This is a genomic window from Streptomyces sp. NPDC045431 (assembly GCF_040646655.1).
Lineage (GTDB): Bacteria > Actinomycetota > Actinomycetes > Streptomycetales > Streptomycetaceae > Streptomyces.
Window position 1 is genome coordinate 27,304 of sequence record NZ_JBEZAQ010000005.1, and the last position, 26,827, is coordinate 54,130.

The following is a 26,827-nucleotide window of genomic DNA, read 5'->3' on the forward strand; positions in this document are numbered from 1 at the left end:
TGTGTCGTCGTCACAAGCCGTCAGGCAATCTAGTAACGCGAGTTGACATGCTCGCGCCACTCCTCTTGTTCCCCACTCTCGGGCCCCGCAGGGTCCGAGCCCCCACCCGAGAAAGGACAGTGATGGTGCACTACCTACGGTTAGGGATAGCCGGCGCCGCGGCGGGGGTACTCCTGACCGCGGTACCGGCGGCGCACGCCGCGTCCGCGGCCGAGCCCACCACGGCGAAGTACGTGGCCGCGCAGGTCACGCTCCGCTACGACGACAGCCGAGCGGGAGGCTGGGAGCAGGCGATCTCTGCCGGGGTCGCCGCATGGAACGGCAACGTCGGCAACGTCAAGCTGGTCAAGGCCGCCCCCGGCAGTCGGGCGGAAATCGTGATCGTGGCCACCACCGGCTGGCCGCAGGCCACGCTCGGACCGGTCCGGCCGGGCGGCCAGGTCCGGGTCGAACTCGGCAGCCAGGCCGTCGCCCAGGGCTACGACAAGACCCGCATCGTCGCCCACGAACTCGGCCACAACCTGGGCCTGCCGGACACCAAGCCCGGCCCCTGCTCGCAGCTGATGTCGGGCTCCAGCGCCGGTACGAGCTGCCGTAACGCAGTGCCCGACGCGGCCGAACGCCGGCGGGTCGAGAACGCGTACTCGGGCGGCGCCGCGGCACACACCCCGACCGACGGCCGCGTACTGGTGGACGCGCCCTAGTCGCTAAGGGACATCGCGACGTGACGATGCCTGACCGCAGCCATACCGCGGTCAGGCATCGTCACCTGCGCACGTGCGGCGGTGAGCCAACATCCCGCCGTGACCCTCACCTCTGCGAGGCACCGCGCGCCGCCATCGCGCACGCGGGACGATCCCTCGAAGGCGAAGGCGTACGGCGCCAACTCACCGGACCGGTCTTCCCACCTCGGCGACGGCAACAGCACCTGGCGCGTGGCCGACGCGGCCTGTGCACGGGACCTTCACCGTCTCACCCCGTGAGTGTCGACTACGCCAACAACCGCGGAACATCGGCTCGTTGTCATTGACGTGGACACATCTACGCGCGTCATCATCGGCGCATGCGAAACCCCTCACGGCTCACCCTGCCCCTCGCCGCCGCGCTGCTGTCCACCCTGTTCGTCGGACCGGCCACAGCCGCCGCACCCACCCCCACCCCCGCCGCCGTCTCCGCCCCCGCCGCCTCGGCGGTCGGCAGCATCTGCTACTCCCGCCTGCCCTCCCAGGCCCACGACACCCTCAATCTCATCGAGCGCGGCGGCCCCTACCCCTTCCCCCAGGACGGCACCGTCTTCCGCAACCGCGAAGGCATCCTGCCGAGCCGGACCACCGGCTACTACCACGAGTACACCATCATCACCCCCGGCTCCCAGACGCGCGGCGCCCGCCGCATCGTCACCGGCAACGCCCAGCAGGAGGACTACTACACCGCCGACCACTACGCGTCCTTCGACCTCGTCGACCACACCTGCTGACCACACCGTCATGCGCACCCTGTACGTGATCGAGGGCCACCGGGTCACCAGTCCGGCCGCCTTCTGGCGGGCCGTCGGCGAAGCCGTCAACGGACCCGGCGGCTACTTCGGCCACAACCGCGACGCGTTCGCCGACTGCCTCAGCGGCGGCCACGGCACCCCGGAGGACGGCGACTTCACCATCGAGTGGCGCGACCACGACCTCTCGCGCCGCACCCTCGGCCCTGCCTTCTTCGACGAGCTGGTGGAGATCATGGAGGAGCGGGCCCCTGGAGCGCTCCGGCTGCGCTGACCGCCAGGCCGTACGGACAGTCGGGGGCGCGGCAGGCAGTGCCCCGAACACCGCTTGCCCGTCCCTGCGGTATGCCCTCCAGCGTCTCCGCACGAGCCTGGCCCTCGCACCGCCCCCGTCCGGTCGCCAGTCTCAAGCGCATCATCGCCGCCAGCCTCATCGGCACGACCATCGAGTGGTACGACAACCCATCCGAGCAGAGCTACGACTTGCGGCTTTGCCGTCATTGACCGCCGGAAGTCAGCACCTGACCAGCACCGGAAAAGCGCCTGCTGAGGCGGGAACTGCAAGGACGTGAAGCCGGCGGCGAAGTGGTGCCGAAGGTGCAGTTTCCTTCGACCCGACAGCCTTGGCAGGAGCGGTGCCTCGATCCGGCCGTGGGCACGGCGATGCGCCCGGTGAGAGCGTGGGCCAGCCGACGCCGAACGGAGTCGTCGAGTTGAGCCGCGGTCCTCGACGCTGCCGGGGCCGGCGAGGCCGGCATGTTCTCGGCTACGACCCGCTCAGGTCGCCGTCCGCTGCCCCACGTGATGCCACTGGGCGGTCCGACGCCTCAGGATGTCCAGGACGGAGCGTACGAAGACCGCTTGTATGAAGGCGTCGTAGAGGAGTTCGGGGATCAGTGGCAGTGCGAGCAGGCGTGCGCGCCTGCCGTCGCGCCAGACCGTGAGGAGCCGTTCCAGGACGAACAGGGCGCCGACGGCGATCCACAGCGGATGCCAGCCCCAGGTGTTGGTGACGGCTGTGATCAGGACCAGGAGCAGGTACAGGGAGAAGGCGATGGTGCCGGCGCCGATGCCCACCTGCTGCCCCCAGTATCGCCAGGTGACCGACGTGAGGCCGTAGTGGCGCAGGTTCTCCAGCGCTCCACGCTGCCAACGCAGCCGCTGGCGCCACAAGTCCTTCCAGCTCGGCATGATCTCCGTGACGACCCGGCACTCGGGCGGCGAGACGAGATCCCATCGCAGGGTTTTCAGCGCGAGGGTGAGTTCGTTGTCCTCGGTGAGGGCCAAGGTGTCGTAGACGTGGCCCGGAGTACCGGGCAGGAGGTCGCCTCGTGCCTGCGCGACGTCCCGCAGCGCCCGCGCTCTGATGACTGAGGCCGTACCCGTGAGGACCATGACCCGGCCACCGCGGCGGGATATCTCGCGGCCGTAGCGGGTGTACTCATTGCGTTGGAACTGCCCCAGCACTCCCCCGCCCGGCGCTCCGTAGAAGACGCCGCCCACCGCGCCGAGCCGGTCCGAGCCCGCCAGGAGGCGCTCCGCCGTCGACAGGAACTCCGTGTCGATCACCGAGTCGGCATCCATGACCAGAACGGCGTCGTCGTCACCCAGCTCGGGCAGCAGCCGTGCGAGCGCCTGGTTCAGCGCGCCGGCCTTGCGCGCGCGGTTGTGCGCGGTCTCCCACACGTCCGCGCCCGCCACGCGGGCGACGTCGACGGTGTCGTCGGTGCTGTTGTCGCTGATGACCACGACACGGTCCGGCACTCGGTGCTGCGCTCGCAGTGAGTCGAGTGTTGCGGTGATCCCCGCCGCCTCGTTGTGGGCGGGAATGAGCGCGATCAGTGCCACGGGCCGGTCCTTCCGACGATCACTTGCCGTACGCGGCCGCAGGGCGGTGCGGCCGTACGGCCACCATGCGTGACGCGGGGGCGGCCATGCGTCCGGCCACGGAAGGCACGCGGCGCGCGGCATACAGCCGCCGGAGTACTCCGGCTTGTCATCCCCGGGCGGACGCGGCTCGGGCGGGCTACCGGGCACGGTGGTCCACGGTCCCGGAATACGGATAGAGGGAAGGTCATCGATGTACACAAGCGCTGCCGGCGCCTCCGGCGCCGGATTCACGGGTGCGCTCGCCACGACCGGGCTCCACGCGCTGACGTGGACGGTCGCCGCGTCGACTCTGCTGTTCGCCGCGCTGGCGCTGATGAAGATCCTGCCCCGGCGCCGCTGAGGCGGTCCCCGCGATGTACGAGACCCCTGCGGCCCGGTCAGGCGTCAGCGTGACCGGGCCGCAGGAGGCCGCTCTCGTACGCGATGACAACCAGCTGGGCACGGTCGCGGGCGGCCAGTTTGGTCAGGATGCGGCTGACGTGCGTCTTGGCGGTGAGCGGCGAAAGGTGCAGCATGGCGGCGATCTCGTCGTTGGAGTGGCCCCGGCCGACGAGGGCGAGAACCTCCCGTTCGCGGGGGCTGAGCAGGTCCAGCCCGACGGGCCCGGTGGGCGCGGCGGATTCGCGGTGGACGAATTTCTCGACGAGGTGACGGGTGCGCCGCGGCAACAGCAGGCTGTCCCCGGCGGCGACGGTCCGGATCGCCGAGAGCAATTCCCTGGGCTCGGTGTCCTTCATCATGAAGCCGCTCGCGCCCGCCTTGAGGGCGGTGAGCACGTAGTCGTCCTGCCCGAACGTCGTGAGGACCACGACCTTGGTGGCGGTCAGCGCCGGGTCCGCGCAGATCTCCCGGGTTGCTTCCAGCCCGTCCGTACCGGGCATGCGGATGTCCATCAGCACCACGTCGGGCGCCAGCGCGCGTGTCATGTCCACGGCTTGGCTGCCGTCGGCTGCCTCGCCGGCCACCTCCAGCCCCGGCTCCGATTCGATCAGGGACCGCAGGCCTCCGCGAATCAGGGCTTGGTCATCCGCCAGCAGTACCCGCACTGTCATGACGCCTCCGTCGGAATGCGCGCCGTCACCCGGAATCCCGGCGACAGCCGATCAACCCGCAGTCCCCCGCCGGCGGCCTCGACACGCTCGCGCATGCCCCGCAGGCCCAGGCCGCTGCCCCCGCCGGAGCCGCCCGTGCCCCGGCCGTCGTCCTCCACGCTCACCCGGAGCTCATGGTCCAGGAAATCCATGGACACCAGGACGCCGGTGCCGACCCCGGAGTGCTTGAGCGCGTTGGTCAGGGTCTCCTGCACGAGCCGGTAGACCGTCGTCCCGACGACCGTCGGCAGGGGCCGCACGTCTCCGCGCCGGACATGCTCGATCGTGAGTCCGGCGGCCCGCGCCCGCTCGATCAGGTCCGGGATCTCGCCGAGGCCGGGGACCGGGCCTCTCGGCGGCGCCTCGTCCTCGGCGGCACGGAGCAGCCCGAGGGTCGTGCGGATCTCCTCCAGAGCCGTGGCGCTGGTGGTCCGGATCATCTCCAGGGACTTCTCGGTGGTGGCCGGGTCCTTGTGCACCAAGTGGACGGCGACTCCGGCCTGCACGTTGATCACCGCGATGCTGTGGCCGATCACGTCGTGGAGCTCCTGGGCGATCCGCAGGCGCTCCTCGTCGACCCGGCGCCGCGCCTCGGCTTCCCGGGACTGCTCGGCCTTGCGGGCCCTCTCCTCCGCCATCTCCCTGAATTTCCGCTGGCTCTGTACCGCCACGCCGATCGCGGTGGCGGCCACGAACCAGCCCAGCTGGGTTCCGTTGCGCAGGGTGAAGGGCGGGATGTGCCTCACCAGCTGTACCTGCGTGAACACGGCGATCACCGCCACCAGGGTGCACATCGTCGAGACGCGGACGGACAGGCGCGCACCGATCGAGTACAGCGCGACCAGTACGGGTGCGCCCGCCGGAAACACCAGCTTGGTGACGTAGATGGAGGCGAGCGTGCCGGCTGTCGCGACCACGAAGGCGGTCGCGGGAAACCGGCGGCACAGCGGCAGCACCCCGCAGCTGACGGCCGCCGCGACGACCGCCGGCCACGTCGGCCCCTCGCCTTCGGTCAGTCCGGGGAGAAAGGCCACGAGTGCGAAGAGGCCCACTGTCGCCGGCCATGCCCTCAAGGCGCGTGCCATGTCCTGACCCTAAAAGAGGGTGGTGGCCTGAGCCACCGCTGCGCTTCGGGCAGGACCGGAGACGAAGCCGCGCACCCCGCTCACCATCGGAGTCGCCCATGCTCACCCTCCGCCACCAGAACGCCCGCACGGCAGGAATCGCCCTCGGAGCACTGCCCGGGTTCGACGCGGAAAGCTGCCCGTGGTGGAGGGTCACCGTACCGACCCGTAGGGCGGACGGGGCCACCGGCAACCAGACCTTCACCGTTCGTGGCCGCACCGCCCAGGCCGCTCTGGCACGCGCGGCCGTCCAGGCGAATGGGCCCGGCGCCCGGCGTCACCGCCGAGGCGCGTCGGTGGACATCGGGGCGGCCACCGCCGAGCAGATCCACACCGACTGGGAGCAGCTCGCGGCACAGGGGGGCTGGGCGTGAGGCTCGCCCACCGGCCGCCTTGCCCAGACGGTGGGCGCGCTTCGCGGGCCCTACCGCCTACCGTCTCCGCGCGCCGCTCGGCCGGTCGCTCGCTCGGTCTGGCCCCGGGCGGTGAACCCGGTGTACGACGCGTCCTTGACCTGCTGCGCAGGGAACTCGCGGAGGCGCTGACCCTCACGGGTTGCGCATGCCGCCCGACGAGGGCGGGGTATCACCTCGCATCAGGGTAGCTCTGCACGGACGGCGCGGGATCGTGAAGAATCGCGTACGACGACGCGGTGGGGGCGCTTTCAGGAGGTGCGGCACAGTGTCAGGTGGTGCTCAGCGGGTTCCCCCCGCCATGCGGCTCGTGGTGCAGGAGACGTACGGCCCCGCCGACCTGAGCGGGGACCGAATCTTCGCCGGAGGGTTCATCAACTTCGGCCATTGGGGAGCCATCGACCTGGCACTGCCGCTCGGCGAGGCGGAACGGATCCGCAGCCAGGAGGATCTCTACCGTCTTGTCCTGGACGCCCTCGGGCCACCGCGAGGAGGGAAAGGTCTGGAAGTGGGCTGCGGGCTCGGCATGGGATGCGCGGTGGCCCTGCGGGAACACGGCTTCGCCGCGATCACCGGTATGGACATTCATCCGGAGCAGCTGCGGCGGGCGCGCAGCGCGCATACCGATCTGCTTCGCGAGGAACCGGCACGGCTGCGGTTCGTCCAGGGGGCTGCGGAGAGCATGCCGTTCGAAGACGAGGAGTTCGACGCTGTCATCAGCGTGGAAGCCGCTCAGCACTTCCCGGATCTCGGCGCCTTCGCGGCCGAGACACGGAGGGTGCTGCGACCAGGTGGCCGGGTGGCTGTCGCCAGCTTCTTCACCGTGGACGACGCGCCCGGTCGGCCCGGGGAACTCGCGCGGCTGCTGGACACGTTCGCGAGCGGCCTGGACATCGCACGGCCGGTGCGGGCGCTCGCCGATGCGTTCCTGGAGGCCGGGTTCACGGATGTGGACGTGGAGTCGATCGGGCCGCATGTCTGGCCCGGGTGGGACCTCTGGCTCAGCCAGTGGTGGGCCCCGGGGACCTGGCCTCGGAACTTTCTGCGTGCCTACGAGCAACGGATCCTTGACTACTACCTCGTCACGGCAGGCTGATCGACGCCCACCCGCATGGGCGGCAACACGGCTGCACACGGCAGGCCCGGTGGAGCTGCACCGGGCCGCCGAGGCGGCCGGTACTGACCGGGGGTGGAACACCGGCGTGGAGCTGCCTGCCGGGTCACGCCCATCCGGCGGGCGAGTTCGGAGACCGTGGTGCCCTCCTCGTCGGGGGCGGCGAAGACAGCGGCCTGCCCTACGGTCACAGACTGCGCGCCCGCAGCCCGCATGCTGGCCAGCAACGCGTCCTCGAACCAGCGCTTGGCCTCCGTGAGCAACTGGGGCAGGTTCCGGGCGGGGGTGGTCATGGCTCCTCGTGGGATGGGGCTTCGAGCATAGCGACAGCGCGGGAGGGTGCTCTCCCGACGTATGTCAGGTACCTTGACGTTTATCGCTTCGCCTTGCCGGAGGTTTCCATGACCATGGAGTTCGCCCGTCGTTACCGCCCGGACTCACGCATACCCGCCGAGCCCGGAAAGCCCTACTTCATCGAGAAGGGCATGGGCGACCGCGCCCACCTGTTCACCGACCTGATCACCGTCTACGCCGGCGGCGAGCAGACCGAGAACACCTTCAACTTCTTCACTGTCGAGGGCCCCAAGGGCGATACCATCCCGGCCCATTCCCACGCCGACACCTACGAGGTCTTCTACATCACCGACGGCGCGGTGCGGATGTTCGTGGAAGACCTGGAGGGCGAGCAGTACGAGAAGCTGCTCACCGCCGGTGACTTCGGCTTCGTACCGAAGAACTGCCCGCACGCGTACCGCATCGAGCGTCACCACAGCCGGGTCGTCGGCGTGGCCGCCGGGCCGGGCGGCACGTTCGAGCGGTTCTTCGAGAATCTCGGCACCCCGACCGGGGAACTCGGCCTGCCGCGTGAGCCGTACGTGCCCGAGCCGCACAAGTTCGGGACCGTACCGCAGCAGTACGACGTGCGGTTCCTGCCCGGCCACCAGTGGCGCACCGGGAGCTGACCTCGGTGGCGTACGTCCACATGCTGCTGACCGGGGCACTGGTCGGCGCCCTGTACGCGGTGCTGCGGGTGAAGGCCCCCGCTCCCCCACTCGTCGCATTGTTCGGCCTGCTCGGCATGGTCGTCGGGCAGACCGCACTGGGAGCGCTGTGACCACCGCACGCCGGACCCGCCCGGTGGCAATCGCGCGCCGGGCCGTGATCTCCTTCGCCGCGGGGCTGGCAATGGGCGCCATGTGCTGGGCACTGAGGCTTACCGCGCCCGCACCTACCCTGCTCGGCCTGGCCGGACTGCTGGGTGTCGGTCTCGGCGAGCGTGCGGCCACGGCGCTCGGTACCCGACTGAACCGCCGCCGCACGCGTCCCGAAGCCCCGCAGCCCGACTGCGCCCAGCAGGCGGCTCCCCGAAACGCCCGCGTTCCATTGCGCCCTCATTGAGACACAAGGGCAGGATCGCGCTCACGCCGACGGCGCGACTGGATGGCCTCGATACCTTCACCCCCACCCGCAAACCGCAGCCCCGAAAGAGGCACCCATGCCGCGGACGCCCGACCTCGCCGCGTTCCTCGCCCCACCCGCCCCCGCACAGCTGCCACTTCCGCCCGCCGCACAGCCCGCCCCCGGCGTACGGCTGCTGCGCGGAGTCCCGTACGCCAACCGCGTGGGCGTGCGCCCTCTCGAACTCGATCTATGGATGCCCGACGAGCCGCCGGGCCCGCTGCCGGTCATCGTCTACATCCACGGCGGGGGCTGGCGCGCGGGCACACGTACGGACATGGGACCGCGCTTCCGCCACTGGAGCCCCAGCCCCTTCGCCCGCATCGCGCGGGCCGGGTTCGCCGTGGCGAGCCTCGACTACCGGCTCAGCGGCGAAGCCGTCTACCCGGCCCAGCTCGAGGACGTCACCGCCGCCCTCGCCTGGCTGAACGCCCGAGCCGACGAACTCGGCCTGGACACCGCCCGGACCGTCTGCTGGGGCGAATCCGCCGGCGCCCACCTCGCCGCCCTGCTCGCCCTCACCACCCCGGTCAGCGGCTGCATCGCCTGGTACGGGCCCACCGACCTGACCACCCTGCCACGCCACTCCCAGCCCGGCGCCTACGACGCCGCCGACCCCACCACCCGCGAGGCCCTGCTGATCGGGGCGCCGATCAGCGAGGCACCCGACCGCGCCCGCGCGGCCAGCCCGGTCGCCCACGTCACCGCCGGCGCGCCACCGTTCCTCATCCTCCACGGCACCGACGACACGCTCATCCCCCTCGCCCAGGGCGAGCAACTCGCCGCCGCCCTACGGGACACCGGCGGCCACGTCGACTTCCGGCCCGTCCCGGGCGCCGACCACGGGTGGGCGGGCCTGCCGGACGAGGACGTCGAGCGGCACTTCGCCGCCTCCGTGGACTTCGCCCGCACCTGCACCGCAGGCCCACGCGTACCCGCACGCCCGTAGCGAAAACCACTCGCCCGACCGAGCCCGGCGGTGGCCGCAGCCGGCTGCCGCGTCAACCGGGCGGCCGCTGCGGCGAAAGGTAAGGCGGCACGCCCTTCCGGCCGTCCACTCGTCGGTCCGCCGGTCACCGTGCCCGGCACGACCTCCAACCGGCTCCCCGGGTCCGGCCTCGAAGCCGTGATCCAGACCGCCGGGGCCACCGTGGTCGGCCACGCCTCCATCGGCGGGGCAGAGGCGTGGGGTCCAAGCCCGCCTTCCGCGCGGACGGCAAGCACATCGTGAAGGACGCGATCACCCCCTCCGGGAAGCGCTCTGCCGCATGCGCCCTCATCCCTGCGGTGGCCACGTCAGAGCCGGAGCAGGCGCTCGGCGTTGAGGTGACAGATCTTCGCGCGGTCGGTCTCGCTGATCGGTGCCGTCTCGATGAAGCGGACGGCGTCGCGGTTGCTTTCCAGGGGATAGTCGGTGGCGAACATGATGTGGTCGGCGCCGAGCGCCAGCAGGCTGCCGAGCAGAGGCGCGGGGGCGCACACTCCGCTGGTGGTGATCATCATGTTGTCGCGGATGTAGTCGGAGGGGCGGGGCTTGGCCAGGCTGATGCCGCGTCGGTCGAGGAAGTCCCAGCGGCTGTCCAGGCGCCACAGTATGCCGGGGAGCCCTTCCCCCATGTGTCCGAGGACGAGGGTGGCGGCGGGGAAGCGGTCGAAAACACCGCCGAAGAGGATGCGCAGGGCGTGGGTGGCGGTCTCCACGCCCCAGCTCCACATCGGCCCGATCAGCTCTTCGTGGCCGCGCAGGTTGTGCCACACGTCGTAGGAGTTCGCCGGGTGCAGGTAGATCGGCACACCGAGGGCCTCGGCGCGTTCCCACACCGGCCAGAACGTCGGAGCGTCCAGGTACTCACCGTGCGTGTGGCCGTTGATCAGCGCGCCGCGCAGTCCGAGTTGAGTGACCGCTCGTTCCAGCTCGGCCGCGGCACCGTCCGGGTCCTGCAGGGCGAGTGCCGCGAAGCCGGAGAAGCGGGTGGGGTGCTTGCCGATGATCTCGGCGAGGAAGTCGTTGGCCTGTGTCGCGCGCTTGGCGGCGAGGGCGGTGTCGGTCTCGGCCTGGATGCCCGGTGCGGTCAGGGACAGGACCTCCATGTCGATGCCGCACTCGTCCATCTGGGGCAGGCGTACATCGGTGAAGTCCAGCAAGTGCCGCATGGTCTCGTCCCATTGGGGCGGGTCGAACAAGGCGGCGGCGGGCAGGCTGTAGTGGGCCAGGGCGGAGGTGGTGAAGTGCTCTTCGATCGCGATTTTTCTCATGGCGGGTGTTACTCCCTCTGGTGCGCGGCAGGCTTCCGGTGAGGTGACGCCCGGCGGGAACAGACGAGACCCGGGCTTGAAGGCGTGGTGTGGCGGATGCGGGTTCAGCCTCCTGGGCCGCGCTCCGCGGAAGCGACGGGACCGATGGGTGCGGTCTGCCGGCGCGGGGCGCGGTGACCGGCGGGCCGGGCCGGGACGGCGATTGCCGCCGTGGCGCCGACGGCGGCGGTGGCGGCGAAGAAGTAGAAGTTCCATTCCAGGCCGAGCGAGGAGTCGAGGATGTGCCCGCCCAGCGAGGGGCCGGCGATGGCGCCGAGCCGGCCGACGGACAACGCCCAGCCGAGGGCCGGCACGCGCAGATGCGCCGGCATGCGGTCGATCAGGTAGGCGTTGACGAGCGCCTGGCACGCCAGCAGTCCGAAGCCGCATACGAGCAGGCACAGGTACAGCACCCAGGTGGCCGGGCTGCGGCTCATCACGAGCAGCCCGGCGGAGCCGGCGAGGAACGCGCCGGTCACCACGCGCTTGGGGCCGAGCCGGTCGGCGAGCACTCCTCCGGGCACCAGTCCCACGCCGGCGCCGATCCACGACAGACATGTCAGGGTCAGGGCAGAGCCGATGGAGAAGCCGCCGGTCTGCATGAGGGTCGGCAGCCACGTGCTGAAGCCGAAAATCAGCAGCAGACCGCAGAAGGCCATCACCCAGAACAGCAGCGTGGTGACGACCAGGGGCCGGGCAAGCAGCGGGCCGAGTCCGAGGAACCGGTCGGCCGGCTCGGAGACGGCGGGCGGTTGCGCAACCGGCAGGCCGAACCGGGCGGCGGTACGGACGGCTTCCTCAGCCCTGCCGGTACGCAGCAGGTACTGCGGGCTCTCGGGCAGGCGCAGGAAGGCCCACGGCACCACGGTGAGCAGGGCGGCCGCGCCGACGGCGTACAGCACCCGGAAGGAGACGTCAGGCAGCAGCCACGAGCCGAGAAGTGGTGCCCCGAGGGAGCCGGCGCAGGAGCCCGCCATGGTGATGGCGATGTTGCGGGCCCGTACGCGTGGTGCGGACATGTCTCCCACGACGGCTGTGAGCGTGGGCAGTACGACGCCGAGGCCGATCCCGGCGAGGAGGCGGGACGCGGCGAACACGCCGGGTCCGTCGGCCAGGGCGGAGCCGAGCATGCACAGGGAGAAGAACGACAGGCCGTTCAGGAGCAGGCGGCGGGTGCCCACGCGCCGGCCGGCGGCCCCGGCGACGCCGGCACCGACGAGCATGCCGACGGCGACGAGCGATCCGATGTCGCCGGCCTCTCCCTTGGACAGGTTCCAGCCGGGTTCATGGAGCAGGGCCGGCACGGTGGCCCCGTACACGGACAGGTCGTAGCCTTCGAACATCGCGATGAGAGCGGCCAGCAGGACGAACAGCCGTCGGTCCGCGGGGCGTTGTGGAAGGACCGGGGCCGGGCATCTTGGAGACGGCTTCGCTGTCATGGTGGCGATTCCTTTGGTCTCGGGACAGGTGCCGGAGGGGGACGCGGGAAGCACGTGCCCGGAGCCGAGCGACGGGGCGCCGTCACGATGCGGACCTCACCATGCGGACTTCACGGGTCCGAAGTCCGTTTCGATACGGTCCTTGGCATGCAGCAACGCATCGGCGAGCGCCTGCTCGCGTCCGGTGAAGCGTTGCGTCGGGGTGGGCACGCTGATGGCCGCGGCGCCCCAGGCCGCCGTGCGGATGGCGACGCCGGCCGCGGATATGCCGACGGTGTGCTCTTCGCGGTCGAAGGCGACGCCGGTACGGCGAATGACGTCGAGCTCGCGGTGCAGCGCGGGGCGGGTGGTGAGGGTGTGCGGCGTTTCGGCGGTGAGCCGGTTCGGTACGGCGTCCTCCAGCGCCGTCGCCGGGAGGGCGGCGAGGAGCGCCTTGCCCGGCGCGCAGCAGTGCAGGGGGAAACCGGCGCCGACCGCGCTGACCGCGCGCAGCCGGCGGTCGGCGATGACCTGGTCGACGAAGACCACCTGGTGGTCCTCAAGGACCGACAGGTCGACGGTTTCCTCGAGTTGGCGGGAGAGATCCTCCAGATAGGGACGCAGGTCGACGATCATGGCTGATCGCACCGAAGCGGCCATGCGGGGGATCTCCGGCCCCAGCCGGTACCGCCCGCGGGTGCCGGCCACGGTCACCAGTCCCTCCCCCTCCAGTGCACCGAGGATGCGGTGGACCGTGGACTTGGCGAGGCCGATCCGCTCGACCACCTCGGCCTGGGTCAGACCGGACGGGGCTGCCTGGAGCAGGCGCAGCACCTCCGCGGCCCGCGCAATGACCTGGATGCCGCCCGAAGTGGCCTCCCGCTTCGTCTCCTGCCCCACCGACTGGTCCGTCACCGGCATGACTGCTCCCTTCTCCCGTCGTTCTCCGGGGCCAGCCTGCCGTATCGCTTCGGGGGCGGTGAGCACGGGCCGCATGCCGGCCCACGCGGTGTGACGTGGGCGGGATCATGTCCGCTTGCCGACCCCGAACTGGGTCAGGTCGTGCCCCGAAGTGATCGTGCCGGGGTATGTCCTGCCCACGTCCCGGCGCCAGCGGTCGTCCGGGACGTCACGTGGATCGCCTGGGGTGAGGTGGCTGAGGACGACGTGGGGACGTCCGCGGACTTCGCCACACGCCCCACGTCCTGGGCGGTGGTATGGGCTTGCTCCATGTGGTCGCTGAAGCCCGGCCCGTAGCCCGTCTTGGTCTTCCGCGAACCAGTCGAGGTTGGTCGCTTCGTGGACCAGGATGTCGCTGTCCGCGGCCAGCCGGGAGACGTTGTCGGGGTGGTGGGCTCGGGTGGCACCGACGCGGAGACCGGATTCCGTGCGGTGGTCGAGGAGGCGCGGCTCGTGCACGCCGTCAGCCCGGCTGCGGCCATTCCGAACGCGCCGAGTGCGGCGCGACGGGGCCATGGTCCGCCGTGCGTACGGCCGGTGTTGTCCTGGGGCATGTCTGCTCCTGTGAGTACGAGCCGCTTGGTGAGTGGCGGCGCCACGGCGGGACGAGGACGGCAGAGCGCCCCGGGCGACGTGGCGCCGCGGCAGCCGGCGGTCAGGCAAGGGCCGGCAGACCGAGGAGCCGTTCGGTCTCCCCGACTCCGGCGACGGCCAGATCGAGATCGCGGGCGAGGGCGACCGCCCGGTCGACGAGGGGCAGGTTGCCGGGGGCGAGTTCGTCCTTGCGCAGGTGCAGGGCGTCCTCAAGACCGGCGCGGGCGTTGCCGCCGAGTGCCAGGCCCATCGCGGTGAGCGGCAGGTTGTGCCGTCCGATGGCGATGACCTGCCAGATCGCGCCGGACGGCAGTCGGCGGACCATGGAGAGGAGGTTGTCCGCCGTGGCGGCCATGCCGCCACGGACGCCGAGCACGAGGGAGAACTGCAGCGGCTCGACGAGCAGGCCGTCCTTCCACAGCCGCAGGCACGCCTCCAGGTGCCCCGTGTCGTAGATCTCCAGTTCGGGCTTGATCTCCAGTTCCCGCATGCGGGCCGCCAGCCGGCGAACGCCGCCGGGCGGATTGCGGAACTCGCCGTCACCGAAGCTCATCGAACAGGGGTTGAGGGTGGCCATGCGGGGCCGTAGCTCCACCAGCCGTTCCCGCTCCTCGAACGGCACGTCGAGCCCCACTCCCGTGGACAGCTGGATCAGGATCGGGCAGCGTTCGCGGATCAGGTCCATGGTCCTGCGCGCGATGTCCGGGTCGGCCGTCGGCCGCTGGTGCTCGTCACGCAGGTGGAGGTGGGCGACGGACGCGCCGGCCCGGTGGGCGTCGGCGACGGCGTCGGCGATCTCCTCCGGGGAGGTCGGCAGGTGGGGGTTGTCGGCCTTGGTGGCGATCGGCCCGGTGGGCGCGACGGTGATGACGACGCCCATGTCAGTCCTCCCCGGGCGGCAGCGCGATGATGACGAGCAGGGTGACGGGGCGCTTGGAGCGGTTCTCCACCGAACGGGTCTCGCCCTTGGTCAGGTGTACGGAGTCGTACCGCCGCAGCGTCTCCTCCCGGCCGTCGGCGGTGACCACCAGCTCGCCGTCGAGGACGACGTACACGGTCTCCTCCACCGTGGGCGCCACGTCCGCCGCTCCGCCGGGCAGGTAGTACGACAGTCCCGTCCAGAACCGTGCGGTCGGCCCGGCTTCGTGGCCCTGGAGCCGCAAACCGCCGACGCCGTGGTGCGACGGCGGCTGGTACGGCGGGGCTTGGTCGAGCCGGGTGACGCGCATGGGACTCATCCGCGCTCGCCCGTCTCGATCCGGTACCGGCCGGTGGGATCGACGATGGCGACCAGGCGGACGATGCAGCCGTCGCCTCCGGTCCAGCGCCAGGGGAACGTGGCGAAGGTGACCCGCTTGCCGGTGACCTTGTCCAGGTCACCGCCGACGTTCTCGAAGCCGATGATGCCCTTGGACAGGATGGCGCGGTGGCACGGCTCCCACTCGGGGAAGTCGTCGATGACCTTGCGGCCGGTCTCGGCCTCGTACTCCTCGCAGGCCCACGGCAGAAGACCGTTCGGGGAACCGGGGCCGTGCGGGCCGATGGCGGTGGCCAGCGGGTGGTCGAGCGCCTGGGTGTCAGTGCCGACGGCCTTGACGCCCTTGGCCACGAACCACTCTCCGGCCTCCTTGTAGAAGCCGGGCGAGTAGGCGTAGTAGTCGCTGTTGTCGCCGTACGTGTGATGCCAGCCGGTGTTGACGACGACGATGTCGCCGGGGCGGATCTCGGGAGTGGCCGCCTCCAGGTCGGCGGCGGTGACGATCTCCCACTTCTTCTTGGGGATCGACACGACCACACCCGTGCCGAAGAAGGAGCTGAGCGGTATCTCGTCGAGCAGCGGGGTGTTCTCCACGACGTGGCCGGGGGCGTCGATGTGCGTGCCCGAGTGCATCACGGTGGTGATCCGCTGGGTCAGCACGCGGGACTTGGACATGCTGTGCAGGCGCTCGATCTTCACGTCCTCGAAGTACGGCCAGCACGGCGTTCCGTGCCCCCACGGGTGGGAGAGGTCATAGAACTCCAGGCCCTGCTCGTTGGGGCCGAGGGGCCAGGTGAAAGAGGTCTCGGTCATGGGCGTTCACCTTTCTTGGTACGACGGCTCGGTCTGTCGGGTGATGTGCCGGGCCAGGCGTGCGGCTGCCCGCTCGCGGCTGCCCTCGGGCCAGCTGAGGAAGCCGCGGCCGCTCTTGGCGCCCAGGTCGCCCGCCGCCACCAGGTCGCTCAGCAGCGGAGACGGACTCGGGGAGTGGTTCAGGTCGGGCAGTACGGCCTCGTGGATGGCCAAGGTGAGGTCGAGCCCGACGTAGTCGGCGTTCTCCAACGGACCCATCGCGGCAAGACGTAGACCGATGGTGTTGCGTACCACCGTCTCGACCGTCTCCGCGGTGCACACTCCGTCCGCGACCAGCGCGATCGCCTCGCGCCACAGGGCGTGCTGGAGACGGTTGCCGACGAATCCCGGTACGTCCCGCTCGACGCGCACCGGCAGTTTGCCGAGGGACGTCAGCACAGCCGTGGTGCGCTCCATCGTCTCCTCGCTGGTGTGCTTGCCGCGGACGACCTCGACCACAGGGATCAGGCCGGGCGGGTTCCACCAGTGGGTGCCGACCACCCGCTCGGGGCGGGAGGTGCGTTCGGCGATGCTGCTCACCGGCAGTACGGAGGTGTTGCTTGCCAGCAGAGCGTCGGGCAACAGGCGGTCCAGTCGGGCGAACAGGTCCCGCTTGGCGTCCAGGTTCTCGGCGATGGCCTCGACGACGAGGCCGGCTCCCGTGACGGCTTCGGCCAGGTCGGTGCTGCCGTCGACGGCCCCGCCGAGTCCCCGCAGGGTGTCCGCCGCGCCGCGCAGGGCGTCGGCGTCGACATCGTGCAGACGTACGGGATGGCCCGCGCCCGCGAAGACCTCGGCTATGCCCCGGCCCATCAGTCCGGCGCCGACGACGGCCACGGTCAGCATGCGGTGTACCCGCCGTCGAGGTACAGCACCTGTCCGGTGACGAACGAGGAGGCGTCGCTGAGCAGGTAGATCAACGCCCCGGCGAAATCCTCCGGTTCGGCCAGCCGGCCCAGCGGGATACGGGCGAGCATGGCCTGACGGGTCGCGGTGGCCTTCTCGTCGTCCTCGTACATCCAGGCGGTCAGTTCCGAGCGGAACACCGTGGGAGCCAGCACGTTCACCCGGATCCCGGCACCGCCCCACTCGGCGGCGAGACTGCGGCCGAGCAGGTCGACCGCGGCCTTGGACGGACAGTACGCGGAGTACCCGGCGGCATGCCCCAGCCGGCCGCGGGTGGAGGAAACGAGCACCACGCTGCCCCCGCCGTCCTGGCCGAGCATGTGCCGCCCCGCCGCCTGGCACATCAGCCAGGAGCCGCGGACGTTCGCCGACTGGACGGCGTCGAAGTCCTCGACCTTCATCTCGGTGATCGGCGCGACGTGGTTCATGCCGGAGGCGACGAGCAGGCCGTGCGCGCCACCGTACGTGCGCACCGCCACCGACAGGATCGCCTCGGCATCGTCCGGTGTCTCCGGCCTGCGCCGGACGGTCACGACGGGCCCCGGCCCGTCCAGCTCCGCGGCCAGCGCGTCGAGCTTGTCGGCGTTGCCGCCGGCGAGGGTGAGACGAGCCCCAAGGGCGTTCAGGGCGCGTGCCGCCGCACTGCCGAGAGCGCCGGTGGCACCGGTGATGACAATCGAGCGCCCGTCAACCGTGAAGCGTGAGAGGGGAGAAGGAGTAGGAGCGAGTGCCACGAGAACCTCCTGGGTTCCGTGATGCGAATCAATCGTGCCGGAATGCGGTTCAACGTAGAGGCGGCTCAGGTCATCGTCAATGACCCGTGCGCGCTCTGTTGTTCATGGGGTCCGAGGTTCTCGACCCCCACTACGGACGTTTTGGCGTCTCGACGCGGCCGCGACCTTCTTGCACACTGACCGCCACGGCTTTTGACGAGTCGCACAGTCGGGAATCGGTGAGGGCGCCTTGAAAGACTCGCTCGCACGTGAGCCGCAGCGTCCGGGGCCCGTGCTGGGCCGCGCGCTGCAGATCCTCGGTGCGTTCAGCGCGAACTGCCCGGAGATGACGTTGAGCGAGCTGTCCCGGCGGTCCGGGCTGCCGGTGTCGACCGTGCACCGGATGCTCGGCGAGCTCATCGCCTGGGGGGCGCTGGAGCGCGGAGACAAGGGGTACTACCGCGTCGGCCTGCGGCTGTGGGAAGTCGCATCCCTTGCGCCGCGCGGACAGGGCCTGCGCGAGCGGGCCCTGCCGTTCCTGGAGGACCTCTCCCAGATCACCCGCGAGAACGTTCAGCTCGCGGTGCGCGAGGGTACAGAGGTCGTCTTCGTCGAGCGCATCGCGGGGTCCGGTGCGGTGCCCGTGCTGACGCGCGTGGGCGGGCGTTTCGCCCTCACGGCCACCGGCGTCGGGCTGGTGCTGCTCGCGCACGCCCCTGCCGAGGTGCAGGAGCAGGCGCTCGCCGGCTCCCTCGAGCGCTTCACGCCGAGCACGGTCACCGATCCGCGTGCGTTGCGGCGCATGCTGGCCGCGGCGCGGACCAATGGCTACGCGGTCAGCGACCGCCAGGTCACTATGGACGCCCTGTCGGTCGCCGCCCCGGTGCGCGGAAGCGGCGGTGCGGTGATCGCCGCCGTCTCTCTGGTGGTACGCCACGGCAGCACCTCCGCGCACGCGCTGGCCCGGCTCGTCTGTACCAGCGCCCGGGCGATCTCCCGCTCCATGATCACGCCGCAGATCTGAACCGCGCCGCTCCGCGCCTGATCCTCAGTACCGGCCCCCATGCCGCGTCGCCAAACCCCCGTCCGGGCCCTGATGCCCGTCCGCCACGGCGGCGCGGCACGCATTGCGCAGATGTTTCCCGGCATCCGGAAAGCCCCCTGGTGACCCGGCGGCGCCGACCCCACGATGGTCCGCACCGGTCGGTGCCCGGGCCCCGGTCCGCCGGGGCCGCACACGCCTGACGCGCGGAGTGCCGACGGCCACCACGCAGTCGACAACGGAGTGCTGCCATGGTTCTGCCACCCTCTTGCCCACTTCCCGGAATTCTGCGGTGACCGGCCCCTCCCTGCGCACCGCACTCGCCGAGGGGCCGATGAGCCGCTTCCAGTGGGGCGCGATCGCGGTGTGCGTACTGCTCAACCTGCTCGACGGCTTCGACGTACTCGTCATGGCCTTCACACACCGCAGACCCTCTACCTGGCCGTCAGCCTGATCTTCATCGCCGCCGCGGCCCTCCTTCTGCTGCTGCGTCCCGCCACGGCAGGGGACACAGAGCCCGCCGCGGCGGCCCCGGCCGCCGGCACCACGCACTGAACACCTCATTCCGAAGGAAACGATCATGACTGCTTTCGTACGTAATCAGTGGTACGTCGCCGCCTACGGCCGCGAGGTCCGGCGCGAGCTGCTCGGACGCACCGTACTGGGCGAGCCGATCCTGCTGTACCGCACGGAGGGCGGTCGGGCGGTGGCGATGTCGGAGCGCTGTGTGCACCGGCGCTTCCCGCTGTCGCAGGCGCCGAGCCGGCTGGAAGGCGACCGGGTGGTATGCGGCTACCACGGTTTCACCTACGGCGCCGACGGTGGCTGCGTCTTCGTGCCGGGCCAGCAGCGCATCCCGCGCACGGCGCGCCTGAAGACGTACCCGGTGGTCGAGCAGGACTCCTTCGTGTGGGTGTGGATCGGAGACCGCGAGCCCGCGGACACCCTGCCGCCCCGCGCTCCGTGGATGGACTCGACCGACTACACCGTCGTGTCGGGCATGGAGCCGATCGACGGCGACTACGGTCTGCTCGTCGACAACCTCATGGACCTGTCCCACGAGACGTACCTGCACGGCGGTTACATCGGCACCCCCGAGGTGGCCGAGACGCCCATCACCACCGAGGTCGACGACGCGGCCGGCATCGTCCACGTCAGCCGCCACATGGATGACGCGGAATGCCCTCCGTTCTACGCGAAGTCGACGGGCATCGAGGGCCGGATCACCCGCTGGCAGGACATCGAGTACCACGCGCCCTGTCTCTACTTGCTCCACTCGCGCATCGCACCCGTCGGCGCACCCGGGCCGAACCCGGACGGCAGCGACCCGCACGCCTTCCACGTGGAGGTCGTCTACGGCATCACCCCTTCAACGGAGAAGACTACGTACGACTTCTGGGCCGTGGCCCGCGACTTCGCCCTCGACGACCAGGACGTCACCGAATTCCTGCGCAGCAACAACCACACGGTGGTCATGCAGGACGTCGTGGCTCTCAACGTGCTGCAGAAGTCCCTGGACAGTGAGAAGGCCGGCTACCAGGAGCTGAGCATCAACATCGACACCGGCGGTCTCGCCGCCCGCCGCGTCCTCGCCCGCATGGCGCAGGCGGCGGCTGCGACGCAGGCCCAGGCGGTGTCCCGATGACCCCGCTCCACCCGCCCGTCCTCTCCGGCGGGGACGTCCACCGCGTCGACCTGACCCTGGTGCGCAAGGAGCCTCTCGCCGAGGGCGTTGTCCGGCTCAGCCTGGCCCACCCCCGCGGCGAGCGGCTGCCCGCATGGACCCCTGGCGCCCACGTCGACCTGCTGCTGGGCCCTGGCCTGGTACGGCAGTACTCGCTGTGCGGCGACCCGGGGGACTCCTCCCTGCTCCAGGTGGCCGTCCTGCGCGAGCCGGAGAGCCGGGGCGGCTCCCGCTACGTGCACGACACGCTGGCCGAGGGGGACACGGTCCGGGTGAGCGGCCCCCGCAACCACTTCCAGCTGGTCAACTCCCCCCGCTACCTGTTCATCGCCGGCGGCATCGGCATCACCCCGGTCCTGCCGATGATCGCCGCCGCCGAGCAGTGGGGCGCCGATTGGCGGCTGGTGTACGGCGGACGCAGACGCGCCACCATGGCCTTCGCCGGGCAGCTCACCAAGGACCACCCCGACCGGGTGGCACTGTGCCCGCAGGACGAGACCGGCCTCCTCGATCTGGACGGGCTGCTCGGCAGCCCCGCGCCCGGCACCGTCATCTACAGCTGCGGTCCCGAGCCCCTGCTCAACGCGGTGGAACGGCGGTGTGCCTCCTGGCCGGAAGGCACGCTCCACATTGAGCGGTTCGCGCCGAAGGGGCAGGAGGAGGACGCCTCTTCGACCTCCTTCGAGGTGGAACTCTCGCGGAGCGGTATCACCGTGACCGTCCCGCCGGACAAGACCGTCCTCCAGGCGGTCGAGGAGGCCGGCGTACCGGTCCTGTCCTCGTGCCAGGAGGGCACCTGTGGCACCTGCGAGACCGCGGTCCTCGGCGGCGCGGTGGACCACCGCGACTCCCTGCTCACCCCCGCCGAACAGGCCCGTAACGACACGATGTTCGTCTGCGTCTCGCGCGCCGCCTGCCCGCGCCTCGTCCTGGATCTGTGACTCGCCGACACCTCACGGGTGCGCTTCCGACCGGCTCCGCACCCTCCGAGCGCTACAGCCCCTTGCCGTCGGCCGCGATCCTGCACATCAGGCTGTCCAGGTGCGAGCGCATCACGGAGATCAAGTCGAAGGAACGCCCGCTGGCCAGCCACTGGAGCCGTAGTCCGGCGTCGAGTGCCGCGCACTCCCGGGCGATGCTCTCGTGGTTCAGGCCCGCCTTGAGTTCACCCGACTCGGCGCCGGCGCGCAGGCGGTCCGCGAGTTCCCGTACGCCCTTCTCCTGCCAGTGGGAGAAGAAGTCATGTGCCGGGTGGTCGGGAGCGGTGGCCTCAGCGCCCACCACGACGGCGAGTTCGAGGATCCCCGGCATGTTCAGTGATTCGGCGGTGTCTTCCAGGTGGCAGCGAAAGGCGTCCCGCACGGAGTCGGACACGCGTACCCACCGCTCGTCGAGCTGCTCGTGCCAGTACTGCACCACGGCCAGCAGGAGTTGCTGCTTGTCGCCGAAGTGATGGAGCAGCCCGGCGTCGGTGATTCCGGCATCCCGGGCAACGCGGGCCAGTGAGGTCTTGCGGTAACCGTCCCGGCCGAAGCGCAGCAGCGCGGCCTCAAGGATCTGGTTGCGCCTGGCCAGCCCTGTTGCGTAGCCGCCGCGCGGCCCCCGTGGTGTCGCCATACGGACAACCGTACTCGGTGCCCGCGCGCCGATCCCCAGAAGTGCGCTGCGGGCACTCGGCGTCCGATGCCCGAGGTCCGATGTGACCCAGGTCACTAATTAAACACCTAGTGATCACTAGGTATTGGCTTCATCATCGTCCGAAAGCGAGGGACCGTTTCGAGCCTGTGGCCGGATGTGAGCCCTGGGTGACGGCATGCCGTTCCGCGCACGAACCCGACCTTCCCCTGTTCGCGAAAGGAGCGGCTTCATGACACCGACGTCTGCGAGCCCCCCGCTCGACGCAGCATCGTCCGACGACACGGCGAGATGGACCCCGCGTCTGGTCGCCGTACTCATCGCGCTCATCTGGCCGACCCAGCTCCTGGCCGCCGCCGGCATTCTGGGGGCCAACGCCACCGCCAGCGTGGCGCAGAGCTTCCACACCACCCAGGTGGCCTGGTTCGGTCTGACCGTCGTCCTCGTCTCGACGCTGCTGACGCCGTTCGTGATGAAAATGGGTGACCGGTACGGCAAGAAGCGGCTCATGCTCGTGATGACCGGCCTCGGAGTGGTCGGAGACGTCATCGCCGCGATGGCGGGCAGTTTCTGGCTGCTGCTGGTCGGGCGGGCGATCGCCGGCTGTTACGGCCCGTTCGCCGCCCTGTCCTTCCCCGCCGTGCGGGACATTTTCCCACCCCGGCTGGTGAAACCGGCCAGCGCCATCCTGGGCAGCAGCGTCGGCCTGGTGGCCCTGGCAGCGCCGTTCCTGGCCGGCTGGCTGGTCGACAGCTGGGGCTACAAGGGCGTGATGTGGTTCCTCGCCGCGGCCTCCGTCGTCGGCTTCGCGCTGATCGCCGCTCTGGTGCCGCAGACCCCACGGCACGACTTCCGGCCCGGCTTCGACTGGCTCGGCGGTCTGGTCCTCGGCGGGGGCCTGACCTCGGTCGTCTACGCGGTCGGCCAGGGACAGAGCTGGGGGTGGGCCGACGCCAAAACCCTCGGCTGGCTCGCCGCCGGCCTGGCCGCACTGGTCGTCTTCCTCTTCGTGGAGCGCTCCAGCGCCCACCCGATTCTGGACCTGAAGGTGCTCCGCCGCCGCCCGGTCGCCCTGGTCCTCGTCACGGGAGGGCTCGCTCAGGCCGTCGCCTACACCATGCCGGCCATGGCGATCCTGCTTGCCCTCTACCCGCACATCCCCGGGGTCTCGGCCGGTCTCGGATGGACCGCACAGCACAACGCCGCAGTCAGCGTGAGCTGGAACGTGGTGATGTTCGGTACCGGAATGGTCGCCAGCCGCCTCCTGCGCGGGATCGATGCCCGCCTGCTCTGGTGGACAGGGCTGGCTCTGATGGCGGTCGGCTACGGCCTGGTGGGCTTCTTCCACGCGAACGAGACCGAACTCGTCCTCACCTCGTGCCTCGCCAACCTCGGCGCCGGTCTCGTCGTCGCAGTGGCTCCGGCGCTGGTCGTCGGCGTGGTGTCCAAGGACGAGCAGGGGCTGGGCAGCGGCATGCTCAACATGCTCGTCAACTTCTTCGGCGCCATCGTCACCGCCCTCTCGTTCGCCGCCCTCGCGACACACAGCACCGTCGTGGACGGCACCGCCTTCTACCAGGACGGCGGCTACGCCTGGCTCTTCTGGACCGGAGCGCTGCTCACCACGCTGACCCTGGCGATATCGCTCCTCATCCCCGCACTGAGGGACCCCGCGGAAACCGACGCCGCCCCCGCCGTCTGAGCGCCCTCCCGACCGAAGCCGCAGCCCCCCGACGACGAGAAAGTCAGACATGCCCCACACCTGGACTGCTCAGGTCATCACCCCCGCCTGGCCGGAAGAGCCGCCCGGTGACGAGGGCCGCCCCGCCGCGCTGCTGCGTGGTGTGTTCACCGTGAGCAGCCAGGTGAGACGGGCGGAGCTGCGGGTCACCGCCCTGGGGGTGTACGAGATGGAAGTCAACGGCACCGTGGTCGGTGACCACGTCCTGGCACCGGGCTGGACCAGCTACCACCACCGCCACCGCTACCAGACCTTCGACGTGACCACGCTGGTGCGGCCCGGCCCCAACGCCTGGGGCGCGCACCTCGCGGACGGCTGGTACCGGGGCCTGCTCGGATTCAACGGCGGCAACCGCGACATCTACGGCCCGCACACCGGACTGCTCGCCGAACTGACCATCGAGTACGCCGACGGCAGCCTCCAGACGGTCACGACCGGTCCCGGCTGGCGAGCGTCGGCCGGGCCGGTCACCGCCGCCGGCCTGTACGAGGGGGAGGCATACGATGCCCGCCGGGAGCTGCCGGGCTGGAGCGAACCGGGCTTCGACGACACACCCTGGCGACCGGTGCGCGTGGTGGACTTCGACACCTCGGTGCTCTTCCCGGCCGACAGCCCTCCGGTACGGCGCATCGAGTGCCTCACTCCGGTGGCCGTCACCACGTCGCCCGCCGGGCGCACCATCATGGACTTCGGACAGAACCTGGTCGGCAGACTCCGCGTCCGCGGCGAGGCGGGTCGCACAGTGACTCTGCGGCATGCCGAGGTGCTGGAGAACGGCGAGTTGTGCGTACGTCCGCTGCGCGGCGCCACGGCCACGGACCGCTACACCCTGCGCGGCGACACCGACGGCGAGCAGTGGGAGCCCCGCTTCACCTTCCACGGCTTCCGCTACGCCGAAATCGACAACTGGCCCGGCGAACTCGCCCCTGGTGACGTCACCGCTGTGGTCCTGCACAGCGACCTGCGCCGGACCGGCTGGTTCGAATCCTCCGACCCATCACTGAACCGGCTGCACGAGAACGTGGTGTGGGGGATGGGGGGCAACTTCCTCGACGTTCCCACGGACTGCCCCCAGCGCGACGAACGCCTCGGCTGGAGCGGCGACATCCAGGTCTTCGCCCCCACCGCCACGTTCCTCTACGACAGCCCGCCCCGGCCGCTGCACGAAGGGCAGCTCACCGTCGACGTCGCCGTCCCCCGGGGCACCGAAGCCACCATCGATCTGCCGGGCGCCGAGCCCACCCGAGCCGGGCCGGGCACCCACACCTTCCACACCCCCCACCGCACCACCGAGGAGCAGCAGTGACCCACCCGTACCAGGACCCCAGCCGCAGCGTCGAGGAGCGGGTGGCCGACCTGCTGCCCCGGATGACCCTGGACGAGAAGGCCGGGCTGCTCTTCCACCACGCGATAGGCATCGGAGCGAACCCCGCACCCGTCGGCCTCACCGCAGAGCAGATGATGTCCGGCCGGCTCATGTCGCACTTCAACCTGCTGGGCGCCGGCACCCCGCGCGAGATGGCCGAGCTCCACAACCGCCTGCAGGAGCAGGCCGCAGCCACCCGGCTGGGCATCCCGGTGACACTGTCCACCGACCCGCGCCACGCGTTCACCGACAATCCGGGTACCGCGATGATGGCCGGCCCGTTCTCCCAGTGGCCCGAGACCCTGGGCCTGGCCGCCGCCGATGACGTCGACCTGGTACGCCAGTACGGCGACACCGTGCGCCGCGAATACCTGGCCGTCGGGCTGCGCGTCGCCCTGCACCCACAGATCGACCTGGCCACCGAGCCGCGCTGGGCCCGTATCTCGGGCACTTTCGGAGAGGACGCCGACCTGACCTCCCGCATGGCCGCCGCGTACATCGACGGCCTGCGGGGGCCGGGCGGGCAGCTCGGCCGGGACAGCGTGGCCGCGATGGTCAAGCACTTCCCCGGCGGGGGCCCGCAGAAGGACGGCGAGGACCCGCATTTCCCCTACGGCAGGGAGCAGGTCTACCCGGGCGGCTTCTTCGACTACCACCTCAAGCCGTTCAGGGCGGCCATCGCCGCCGGGGCCACGCAGGTGATGCCGTACTACGGCATGCCGGTCGGCACCACGTACGAAGAGGTCGGATTCGGCTTCAACCACGGCATCATCACCGGGCTGTTGCGCGAGGAGCTGGGCTTCGACGGCATCGTCTGCACCGACTGGGGACTGCTCAACGACGGACCGATCATGGGCGAGATGCATGCCGCCCGCGCCTGGGGCGTGGAACACCTCACGCCCGAGGAGCGGGCGCTGAAGGTGCTGCACGCAGGCGCCGACCAGATCGGCGGCGAAGCCTGCCCCGAGCTGATCACCGGCCTGGTCCGCAACGGACGGCTGGCGGAATCCCGTCTCGACGCCTCCGTCGCCCGCCTGCTGGCCGAGAAATTCCGCCTCGGCCTGTTCGACGACCGCCGCTACGTCGACCCGGACGCCGCCGAGGAGATCGTCGGCCGCGCCGACTTCCGTACCGCCGGCGAGGCCGCCCAGCGCCGCTCACTGACGCTGCTGGAGAACCGCGCCGACGTACTGCCCCTGACCGGCCGCCCCCGACTGTACGTGGAGGGCCTCGACCCGGCCGTGGCCGCCGAGTACACGGACATCGTCACCGACCCCCGCCACGCCGATCTCGCGATGCTGCGCCTGAACACCCCCTACGAGCCTCGCCAGGGCGTGTTCGAGTCCTTCTTCCACGCCGGCCGGCTCGACTTCGGCCAAGACCGCCTCAAGCAGATCCTCGCCCTGCTCGACACGGTGCCCACCATCGTTGCCATCCACCTCGAACGGCCCGCCGTCATCCCCGAAATCGCCGACCGCTGCGCCGCCCTGCTCGCCGCCTACGGCGCCGGTGACCGGGCGCTGCTCGACGTCCTGTTCGGCCGAGCCGCCCCGCAGGGAACGCTGCCCTTCCATCTGCCCAGGTCCATGGCCGAGGTCGAGGCCGGTCGTCCCGATGTCCCGCAGGAGAGCCCCGATCCGCTCTATCCCTTCGGGCACGGACTGCGGTACGCCACCGAAACCGCAGCCGGAACACACCCCTGAACGACAAGGAGCATCGTATGAACAGATGACCACCGCCGGCGGATGCGCGGGCCCGGCTCCGTCGACCGCTTCGCC

The 26,827-nt window shown here is 70.7% G+C and carries 29 protein-coding genes and 1 pseudogene; 18 read left to right on the plus strand and 12 right to left on the minus strand.

What is annotated here, in order from left to right; all coding sequences use genetic code 11:
* The first annotated feature begins 122 nt into the window (after window positions 1–122).
* The 3 genes from AB0A69_RS13740 (at window position 123) to AB0A69_RS13750 (ending at window position 1,769) form a co-directional block, all read left to right on the plus strand.
* On the plus strand, window positions 123–704 hold the full coding sequence (locus AB0A69_RS13740; RefSeq protein WP_361419904.1) for a snapalysin family zinc-dependent metalloprotease: 582 nt from the start codon (window positions 123–125) through the stop codon (window positions 702–704).
* A 359-nt stretch (window positions 705–1,063) separates the two neighbouring features.
* Entirely contained in the window at window positions 1,064–1,477 is a 414-nt protein-coding gene (locus AB0A69_RS13745) for a ribonuclease domain-containing protein (RefSeq protein ID WP_361419907.1), read from the plus strand.
* 10 nt (window positions 1,478–1,487) lie between these two features.
* The gene (locus tag AB0A69_RS13750) at window positions 1,488–1,769 is read left to right on the plus strand and encodes a barstar family protein (protein WP_361419910.1); all 282 of its coding nucleotides are present in this window, start codon (window positions 1,488–1,490) and stop codon (window positions 1,767–1,769) included.
* A gap of 503 nt (window positions 1,770–2,272) precedes the next feature.
* On the opposite strand, the gene AB0A69_RS13755 is transcribed toward AB0A69_RS13750, so the two are convergent.
* Entirely contained in the window at window positions 2,273–3,343 is a 1,071-nt protein-coding gene (locus tag AB0A69_RS13755; protein ID WP_361419913.1) for a glycosyltransferase family 2 protein, read from the minus strand.
* 232 nt (window positions 3,344–3,575) lie between these two features.
* Here AB0A69_RS13755 and AB0A69_RS13760 point away from each other — a divergent pair, with 232 nt between their 5' ends.
* Entirely contained in the window at window positions 3,576–3,725 is a 150-nt protein-coding gene (locus AB0A69_RS13760; RefSeq protein ID WP_361419916.1) for a hypothetical protein, read from the plus strand.
* A gap of 37 nt (window positions 3,726–3,762) precedes the next feature.
* Here AB0A69_RS13760 and AB0A69_RS13765 read toward each other — a convergent pair whose 3' ends face one another.
* Both AB0A69_RS13765 and AB0A69_RS13770 read right to left on the minus strand, forming a co-directional pair.
* Complete coding sequence (locus tag AB0A69_RS13765) at window positions 3,763–4,437, minus strand: response regulator transcription factor (protein ID WP_361419919.1); 675 nt, start codon at window positions 4,435–4,437, stop codon at window positions 3,763–3,765.
* A complete protein-coding gene (locus tag AB0A69_RS13770; protein WP_361419922.1) occupies window positions 4,434–5,561 on the minus strand; it encodes a histidine kinase in 1,128 nt (375 codons plus the stop codon). The genes AB0A69_RS13765 and AB0A69_RS13770 overlap by 4 nt, the downstream gene beginning before the upstream one ends.
* 98 nt (window positions 5,562–5,659) lie before the next feature.
* Here AB0A69_RS13770 and AB0A69_RS13775 point away from each other — a divergent pair, with 98 nt between their 5' ends.
* From AB0A69_RS13775 to AB0A69_RS13805, 7 genes and pseudogenes are all read left to right on the plus strand, one after another.
* On the plus strand, window positions 5,660–5,974 hold the full coding sequence (locus AB0A69_RS13775; RefSeq protein WP_361419925.1) for a hypothetical protein: 315 nt from the start codon (window positions 5,660–5,662) through the stop codon (window positions 5,972–5,974).
* A gap of 340 nt (window positions 5,975–6,314) precedes the next feature.
* A complete protein-coding gene (locus AB0A69_RS13780) occupies window positions 6,315–7,109 on the plus strand; it encodes a methyltransferase domain-containing protein (RefSeq protein ID WP_361419928.1) in 795 nt (264 codons plus the stop codon).
* 419 nt (window positions 7,110–7,528) lie between these two features.
* A complete protein-coding gene (locus AB0A69_RS13785; protein WP_361419931.1) occupies window positions 7,529–8,089 on the plus strand; it encodes a quercetin 2,3-dioxygenase in 561 nt (186 codons plus the stop codon).
* Between the two features lie 5 nt (window positions 8,090–8,094).
* Window positions 8,095–8,241, plus strand: coding sequence for a DUF1427 family protein (locus tag AB0A69_RS13790; RefSeq protein WP_361419934.1), 147 nt, complete (start codon window positions 8,095–8,097; stop codon window positions 8,239–8,241).
* A gap of 44 nt (window positions 8,242–8,285) precedes the next feature.
* Window positions 8,286–8,525 carry a DUF1427 family protein gene (locus AB0A69_RS13795; protein WP_361420781.1) on the plus strand — a complete coding sequence of 80 codons (240 nt, stop codon included), beginning with the start codon at window positions 8,286–8,288 and terminating at the stop codon, window positions 8,523–8,525.
* 97 nt (window positions 8,526–8,622) lie between these two features.
* A complete protein-coding gene (locus AB0A69_RS13800) occupies window positions 8,623–9,534 on the plus strand; it encodes an alpha/beta hydrolase (protein ID WP_361419937.1) in 912 nt (303 codons plus the stop codon).
* Window positions 9,535–9,642: 108 nt separating this feature from the next.
* Window positions 9,643–9,771, plus strand: a pseudogene (locus AB0A69_RS13805) (3-oxoadipyl-CoA thiolase); the annotation flags it as partial.
* Between the two features lie 110 nt (window positions 9,772–9,881).
* On the opposite strand, the gene AB0A69_RS13810 reads toward AB0A69_RS13805, so the two are convergent.
* The 8 genes from AB0A69_RS13810 to AB0A69_RS13845 form a co-directional block, all read right to left on the minus strand.
* Window positions 9,882–10,841, minus strand: coding sequence for an amidohydrolase family protein (locus AB0A69_RS13810; protein WP_361419940.1), 960 nt, complete (start codon window positions 10,839–10,841; stop codon window positions 9,882–9,884).
* Between the two features lie 104 nt (window positions 10,842–10,945).
* Entirely contained in the window at window positions 10,946–12,319 is a 1,374-nt protein-coding gene (locus AB0A69_RS13815; RefSeq protein WP_361419943.1) for an MFS transporter, read from the minus strand.
* A 96-nt stretch (window positions 12,320–12,415) separates the two neighbouring features.
* Window positions 12,416–13,219, minus strand: a complete 804-nt coding sequence (locus tag AB0A69_RS13820) for an IclR family transcriptional regulator (RefSeq protein ID WP_361419945.1) — start codon at window positions 13,217–13,219, stop codon at window positions 12,416–12,418.
* A 694-nt stretch (window positions 13,220–13,913) separates the two neighbouring features.
* The gene (locus AB0A69_RS13825; RefSeq protein ID WP_361419948.1) at window positions 13,914–14,732 is read right to left on the minus strand and encodes a 3-keto-5-aminohexanoate cleavage protein; all 819 of its coding nucleotides are present in this window, start codon (window positions 14,730–14,732) and stop codon (window positions 13,914–13,916) included.
* Between the two features lies 1 nt (window position 14,733).
* Complete coding sequence (locus AB0A69_RS13830) at window positions 14,734–15,081, minus strand: cupin domain-containing protein (protein ID WP_361419951.1); 348 nt, start codon at window positions 15,079–15,081, stop codon at window positions 14,734–14,736.
* A 5-nt stretch (window positions 15,082–15,086) separates the two neighbouring features.
* The gene (locus AB0A69_RS13835) at window positions 15,087–15,923 is read right to left on the minus strand and encodes a cyclase family protein (RefSeq protein ID WP_361419955.1); all 837 of its coding nucleotides are present in this window, start codon (window positions 15,921–15,923) and stop codon (window positions 15,087–15,089) included.
* A gap of 6 nt (window positions 15,924–15,929) precedes the next feature.
* Window positions 15,930–16,808, minus strand: coding sequence for a 3-hydroxyacyl-CoA dehydrogenase family protein (locus tag AB0A69_RS13840; protein WP_361419958.1), 879 nt, complete (start codon window positions 16,806–16,808; stop codon window positions 15,930–15,932).
* A complete protein-coding gene (locus tag AB0A69_RS13845) occupies window positions 16,802–17,602 on the minus strand; it encodes an SDR family oxidoreductase (protein WP_361419961.1) in 801 nt (266 codons plus the stop codon). The genes AB0A69_RS13840 and AB0A69_RS13845 overlap by 7 nt, the downstream gene beginning before the upstream one ends.
* A gap of 229 nt (window positions 17,603–17,831) precedes the next feature.
* Between AB0A69_RS13845 and AB0A69_RS13850 the strand changes: the two genes are divergently transcribed.
* The 4 genes from AB0A69_RS13850 (at window position 17,832) to AB0A69_RS13865 (ending at window position 21,248) form a co-directional block, all read left to right on the plus strand.
* The gene (locus AB0A69_RS13850) at window positions 17,832–18,605 is read left to right on the plus strand and encodes an IclR family transcriptional regulator (RefSeq protein WP_361419964.1); all 774 of its coding nucleotides are present in this window, start codon (window positions 17,832–17,834) and stop codon (window positions 18,603–18,605) included.
* 310 nt (window positions 18,606–18,915) lie between these two features.
* Window positions 18,916–19,077 (plus strand): hypothetical protein, encoded by a 162-nt coding sequence (locus AB0A69_RS13855; RefSeq protein ID WP_361419967.1) that lies wholly within the window; start codon window positions 18,916–18,918, stop codon window positions 19,075–19,077.
* A 126-nt stretch (window positions 19,078–19,203) separates the two neighbouring features.
* The gene (locus tag AB0A69_RS13860; protein WP_361419970.1) at window positions 19,204–20,268 is read left to right on the plus strand and encodes an aromatic ring-hydroxylating dioxygenase subunit alpha; all 1,065 of its coding nucleotides are present in this window, start codon (window positions 19,204–19,206) and stop codon (window positions 20,266–20,268) included.
* A complete protein-coding gene (locus tag AB0A69_RS13865) occupies window positions 20,265–21,248 on the plus strand; it encodes a PDR/VanB family oxidoreductase (RefSeq protein WP_361419973.1) in 984 nt (327 codons plus the stop codon). The genes AB0A69_RS13860 and AB0A69_RS13865 overlap by 4 nt, the downstream gene beginning before the upstream one ends.
* Before the next feature lie 52 nt (window positions 21,249–21,300).
* Here the strand turns inward: AB0A69_RS13865 and AB0A69_RS13870 are convergent, their stop codons facing one another.
* Complete coding sequence (locus tag AB0A69_RS13870) at window positions 21,301–21,924, minus strand: TetR/AcrR family transcriptional regulator (RefSeq protein WP_361419976.1); 624 nt, start codon at window positions 21,922–21,924, stop codon at window positions 21,301–21,303.
* A 250-nt stretch (window positions 21,925–22,174) separates the two neighbouring features.
* Between AB0A69_RS13870 and AB0A69_RS13875 the strand changes: the two genes are divergently transcribed.
* From AB0A69_RS13875 to AB0A69_RS13885, 3 genes are read left to right on the plus strand one after another with little or no spacing between them, the layout of a single operon-like run.
* Window positions 22,175–23,644: an MFS transporter gene (locus AB0A69_RS13875; RefSeq protein ID WP_361419979.1), complete on the plus strand. Its 1,470-nt coding sequence runs from the start codon at window positions 22,175–22,177 to the stop codon at window positions 23,642–23,644.
* A gap of 49 nt (window positions 23,645–23,693) precedes the next feature.
* The gene (locus AB0A69_RS13880; RefSeq protein WP_361419982.1) at window positions 23,694–24,989 is read left to right on the plus strand and encodes a family 78 glycoside hydrolase catalytic domain; all 1,296 of its coding nucleotides are present in this window, start codon (window positions 23,694–23,696) and stop codon (window positions 24,987–24,989) included.
* Window positions 24,986–26,752, plus strand: a complete 1,767-nt coding sequence (locus tag AB0A69_RS13885; protein WP_361419984.1) for a glycoside hydrolase family 3 N-terminal domain-containing protein — start codon at window positions 24,986–24,988, stop codon at window positions 26,750–26,752. The genes AB0A69_RS13880 and AB0A69_RS13885 overlap by 4 nt, the downstream gene beginning before the upstream one ends.
* Window positions 26,753–26,827 lie beyond the last annotated feature (75 nt).

Excerpts from the sequence above, each read along its gene's own strand:
- AB0A69_RS13740 (WP_361419904.1), top strand. The coding sequence starts at position 123 with ATGGTGCACTACCTACGGTTAGGGATAGCCGGCGCCGCGGCGGGGGTA.
- AB0A69_RS13745 (WP_361419907.1), top strand. The coding sequence starts at position 1,064 with ATGCGAAACCCCTCACGGCTCACCCTGCCCCTCGCCGCCGCGCTGCTG.
- AB0A69_RS13750 (WP_361419910.1), top strand. The coding sequence starts at position 1,488 with ATGCGCACCCTGTACGTGATCGAGGGCCACCGGGTCACCAGTCCGGCC.
- AB0A69_RS13760 (WP_361419916.1), top strand. The coding sequence starts at position 3,576 with ATGTACACAAGCGCTGCCGGCGCCTCCGGCGCCGGATTCACGGGTGCG.
- AB0A69_RS13765 (WP_361419919.1), bottom strand. The coding sequence starts at position 4,437 with ATGACAGTGCGGGTACTGCTGGCGGATGACCAAGCCCTGATTCGCGGA.
- AB0A69_RS13770 (WP_361419922.1), bottom strand. The coding sequence starts at position 5,561 with ATGGCACGCGCCTTGAGGGCATGGCCGGCGACAGTGGGCCTCTTCGCA.
- AB0A69_RS13775 (WP_361419925.1), top strand. The coding sequence starts at position 5,660 with ATGCTCACCCTCCGCCACCAGAACGCCCGCACGGCAGGAATCGCCCTC.
- AB0A69_RS13780 (WP_361419928.1), top strand. The coding sequence starts at position 6,315 with ATGCGGCTCGTGGTGCAGGAGACGTACGGCCCCGCCGACCTGAGCGGG.
- AB0A69_RS13785 (WP_361419931.1), top strand. The coding sequence starts at position 7,529 with ATGACCATGGAGTTCGCCCGTCGTTACCGCCCGGACTCACGCATACCC.
- AB0A69_RS13800 (WP_361419937.1), top strand. The coding sequence starts at position 8,623 with ATGCCGCGGACGCCCGACCTCGCCGCGTTCCTCGCCCCACCCGCCCCC.
- AB0A69_RS13810 (WP_361419940.1), bottom strand. The coding sequence starts at position 10,841 with ATGAGAAAAATCGCGATCGAAGAGCACTTCACCACCTCCGCCCTGGCC.
- AB0A69_RS13815 (WP_361419943.1), bottom strand. The coding sequence starts at position 12,319 with ATGACAGCGAAGCCGTCTCCAAGATGCCCGGCCCCGGTCCTTCCACAA.
- AB0A69_RS13820 (WP_361419945.1), bottom strand. The coding sequence starts at position 13,219 with ATGCCGGTGACGGACCAGTCGGTGGGGCAGGAGACGAAGCGGGAGGCC.
- AB0A69_RS13825 (WP_361419948.1), bottom strand. The coding sequence starts at position 14,732 with ATGGGCGTCGTCATCACCGTCGCGCCCACCGGGCCGATCGCCACCAAG.
- AB0A69_RS13830 (WP_361419951.1), bottom strand. The coding sequence starts at position 15,081 with ATGCGCGTCACCCGGCTCGACCAAGCCCCGCCGTACCAGCCGCCGTCG.
- AB0A69_RS13835 (WP_361419955.1), bottom strand. The coding sequence starts at position 15,923 with ATGACCGAGACCTCTTTCACCTGGCCCCTCGGCCCCAACGAGCAGGGC.
- AB0A69_RS13840 (WP_361419958.1), bottom strand. The coding sequence starts at position 16,808 with ATGCTGACCGTGGCCGTCGTCGGCGCCGGACTGATGGGCCGGGGCATA.
- AB0A69_RS13860 (WP_361419970.1), top strand. The coding sequence starts at position 19,204 with ATGACTGCTTTCGTACGTAATCAGTGGTACGTCGCCGCCTACGGCCGC.
- AB0A69_RS13865 (WP_361419973.1), top strand. The coding sequence starts at position 20,265 with ATGACCCCGCTCCACCCGCCCGTCCTCTCCGGCGGGGACGTCCACCGC.
- AB0A69_RS13870 (WP_361419976.1), bottom strand. The coding sequence starts at position 21,924 with ATGGCGACACCACGGGGGCCGCGCGGCGGCTACGCAACAGGGCTGGCC.
- AB0A69_RS13875 (WP_361419979.1), top strand. The coding sequence starts at position 22,175 with ATGACACCGACGTCTGCGAGCCCCCCGCTCGACGCAGCATCGTCCGAC.
- AB0A69_RS13880 (WP_361419982.1), top strand. The coding sequence starts at position 23,694 with ATGCCCCACACCTGGACTGCTCAGGTCATCACCCCCGCCTGGCCGGAA.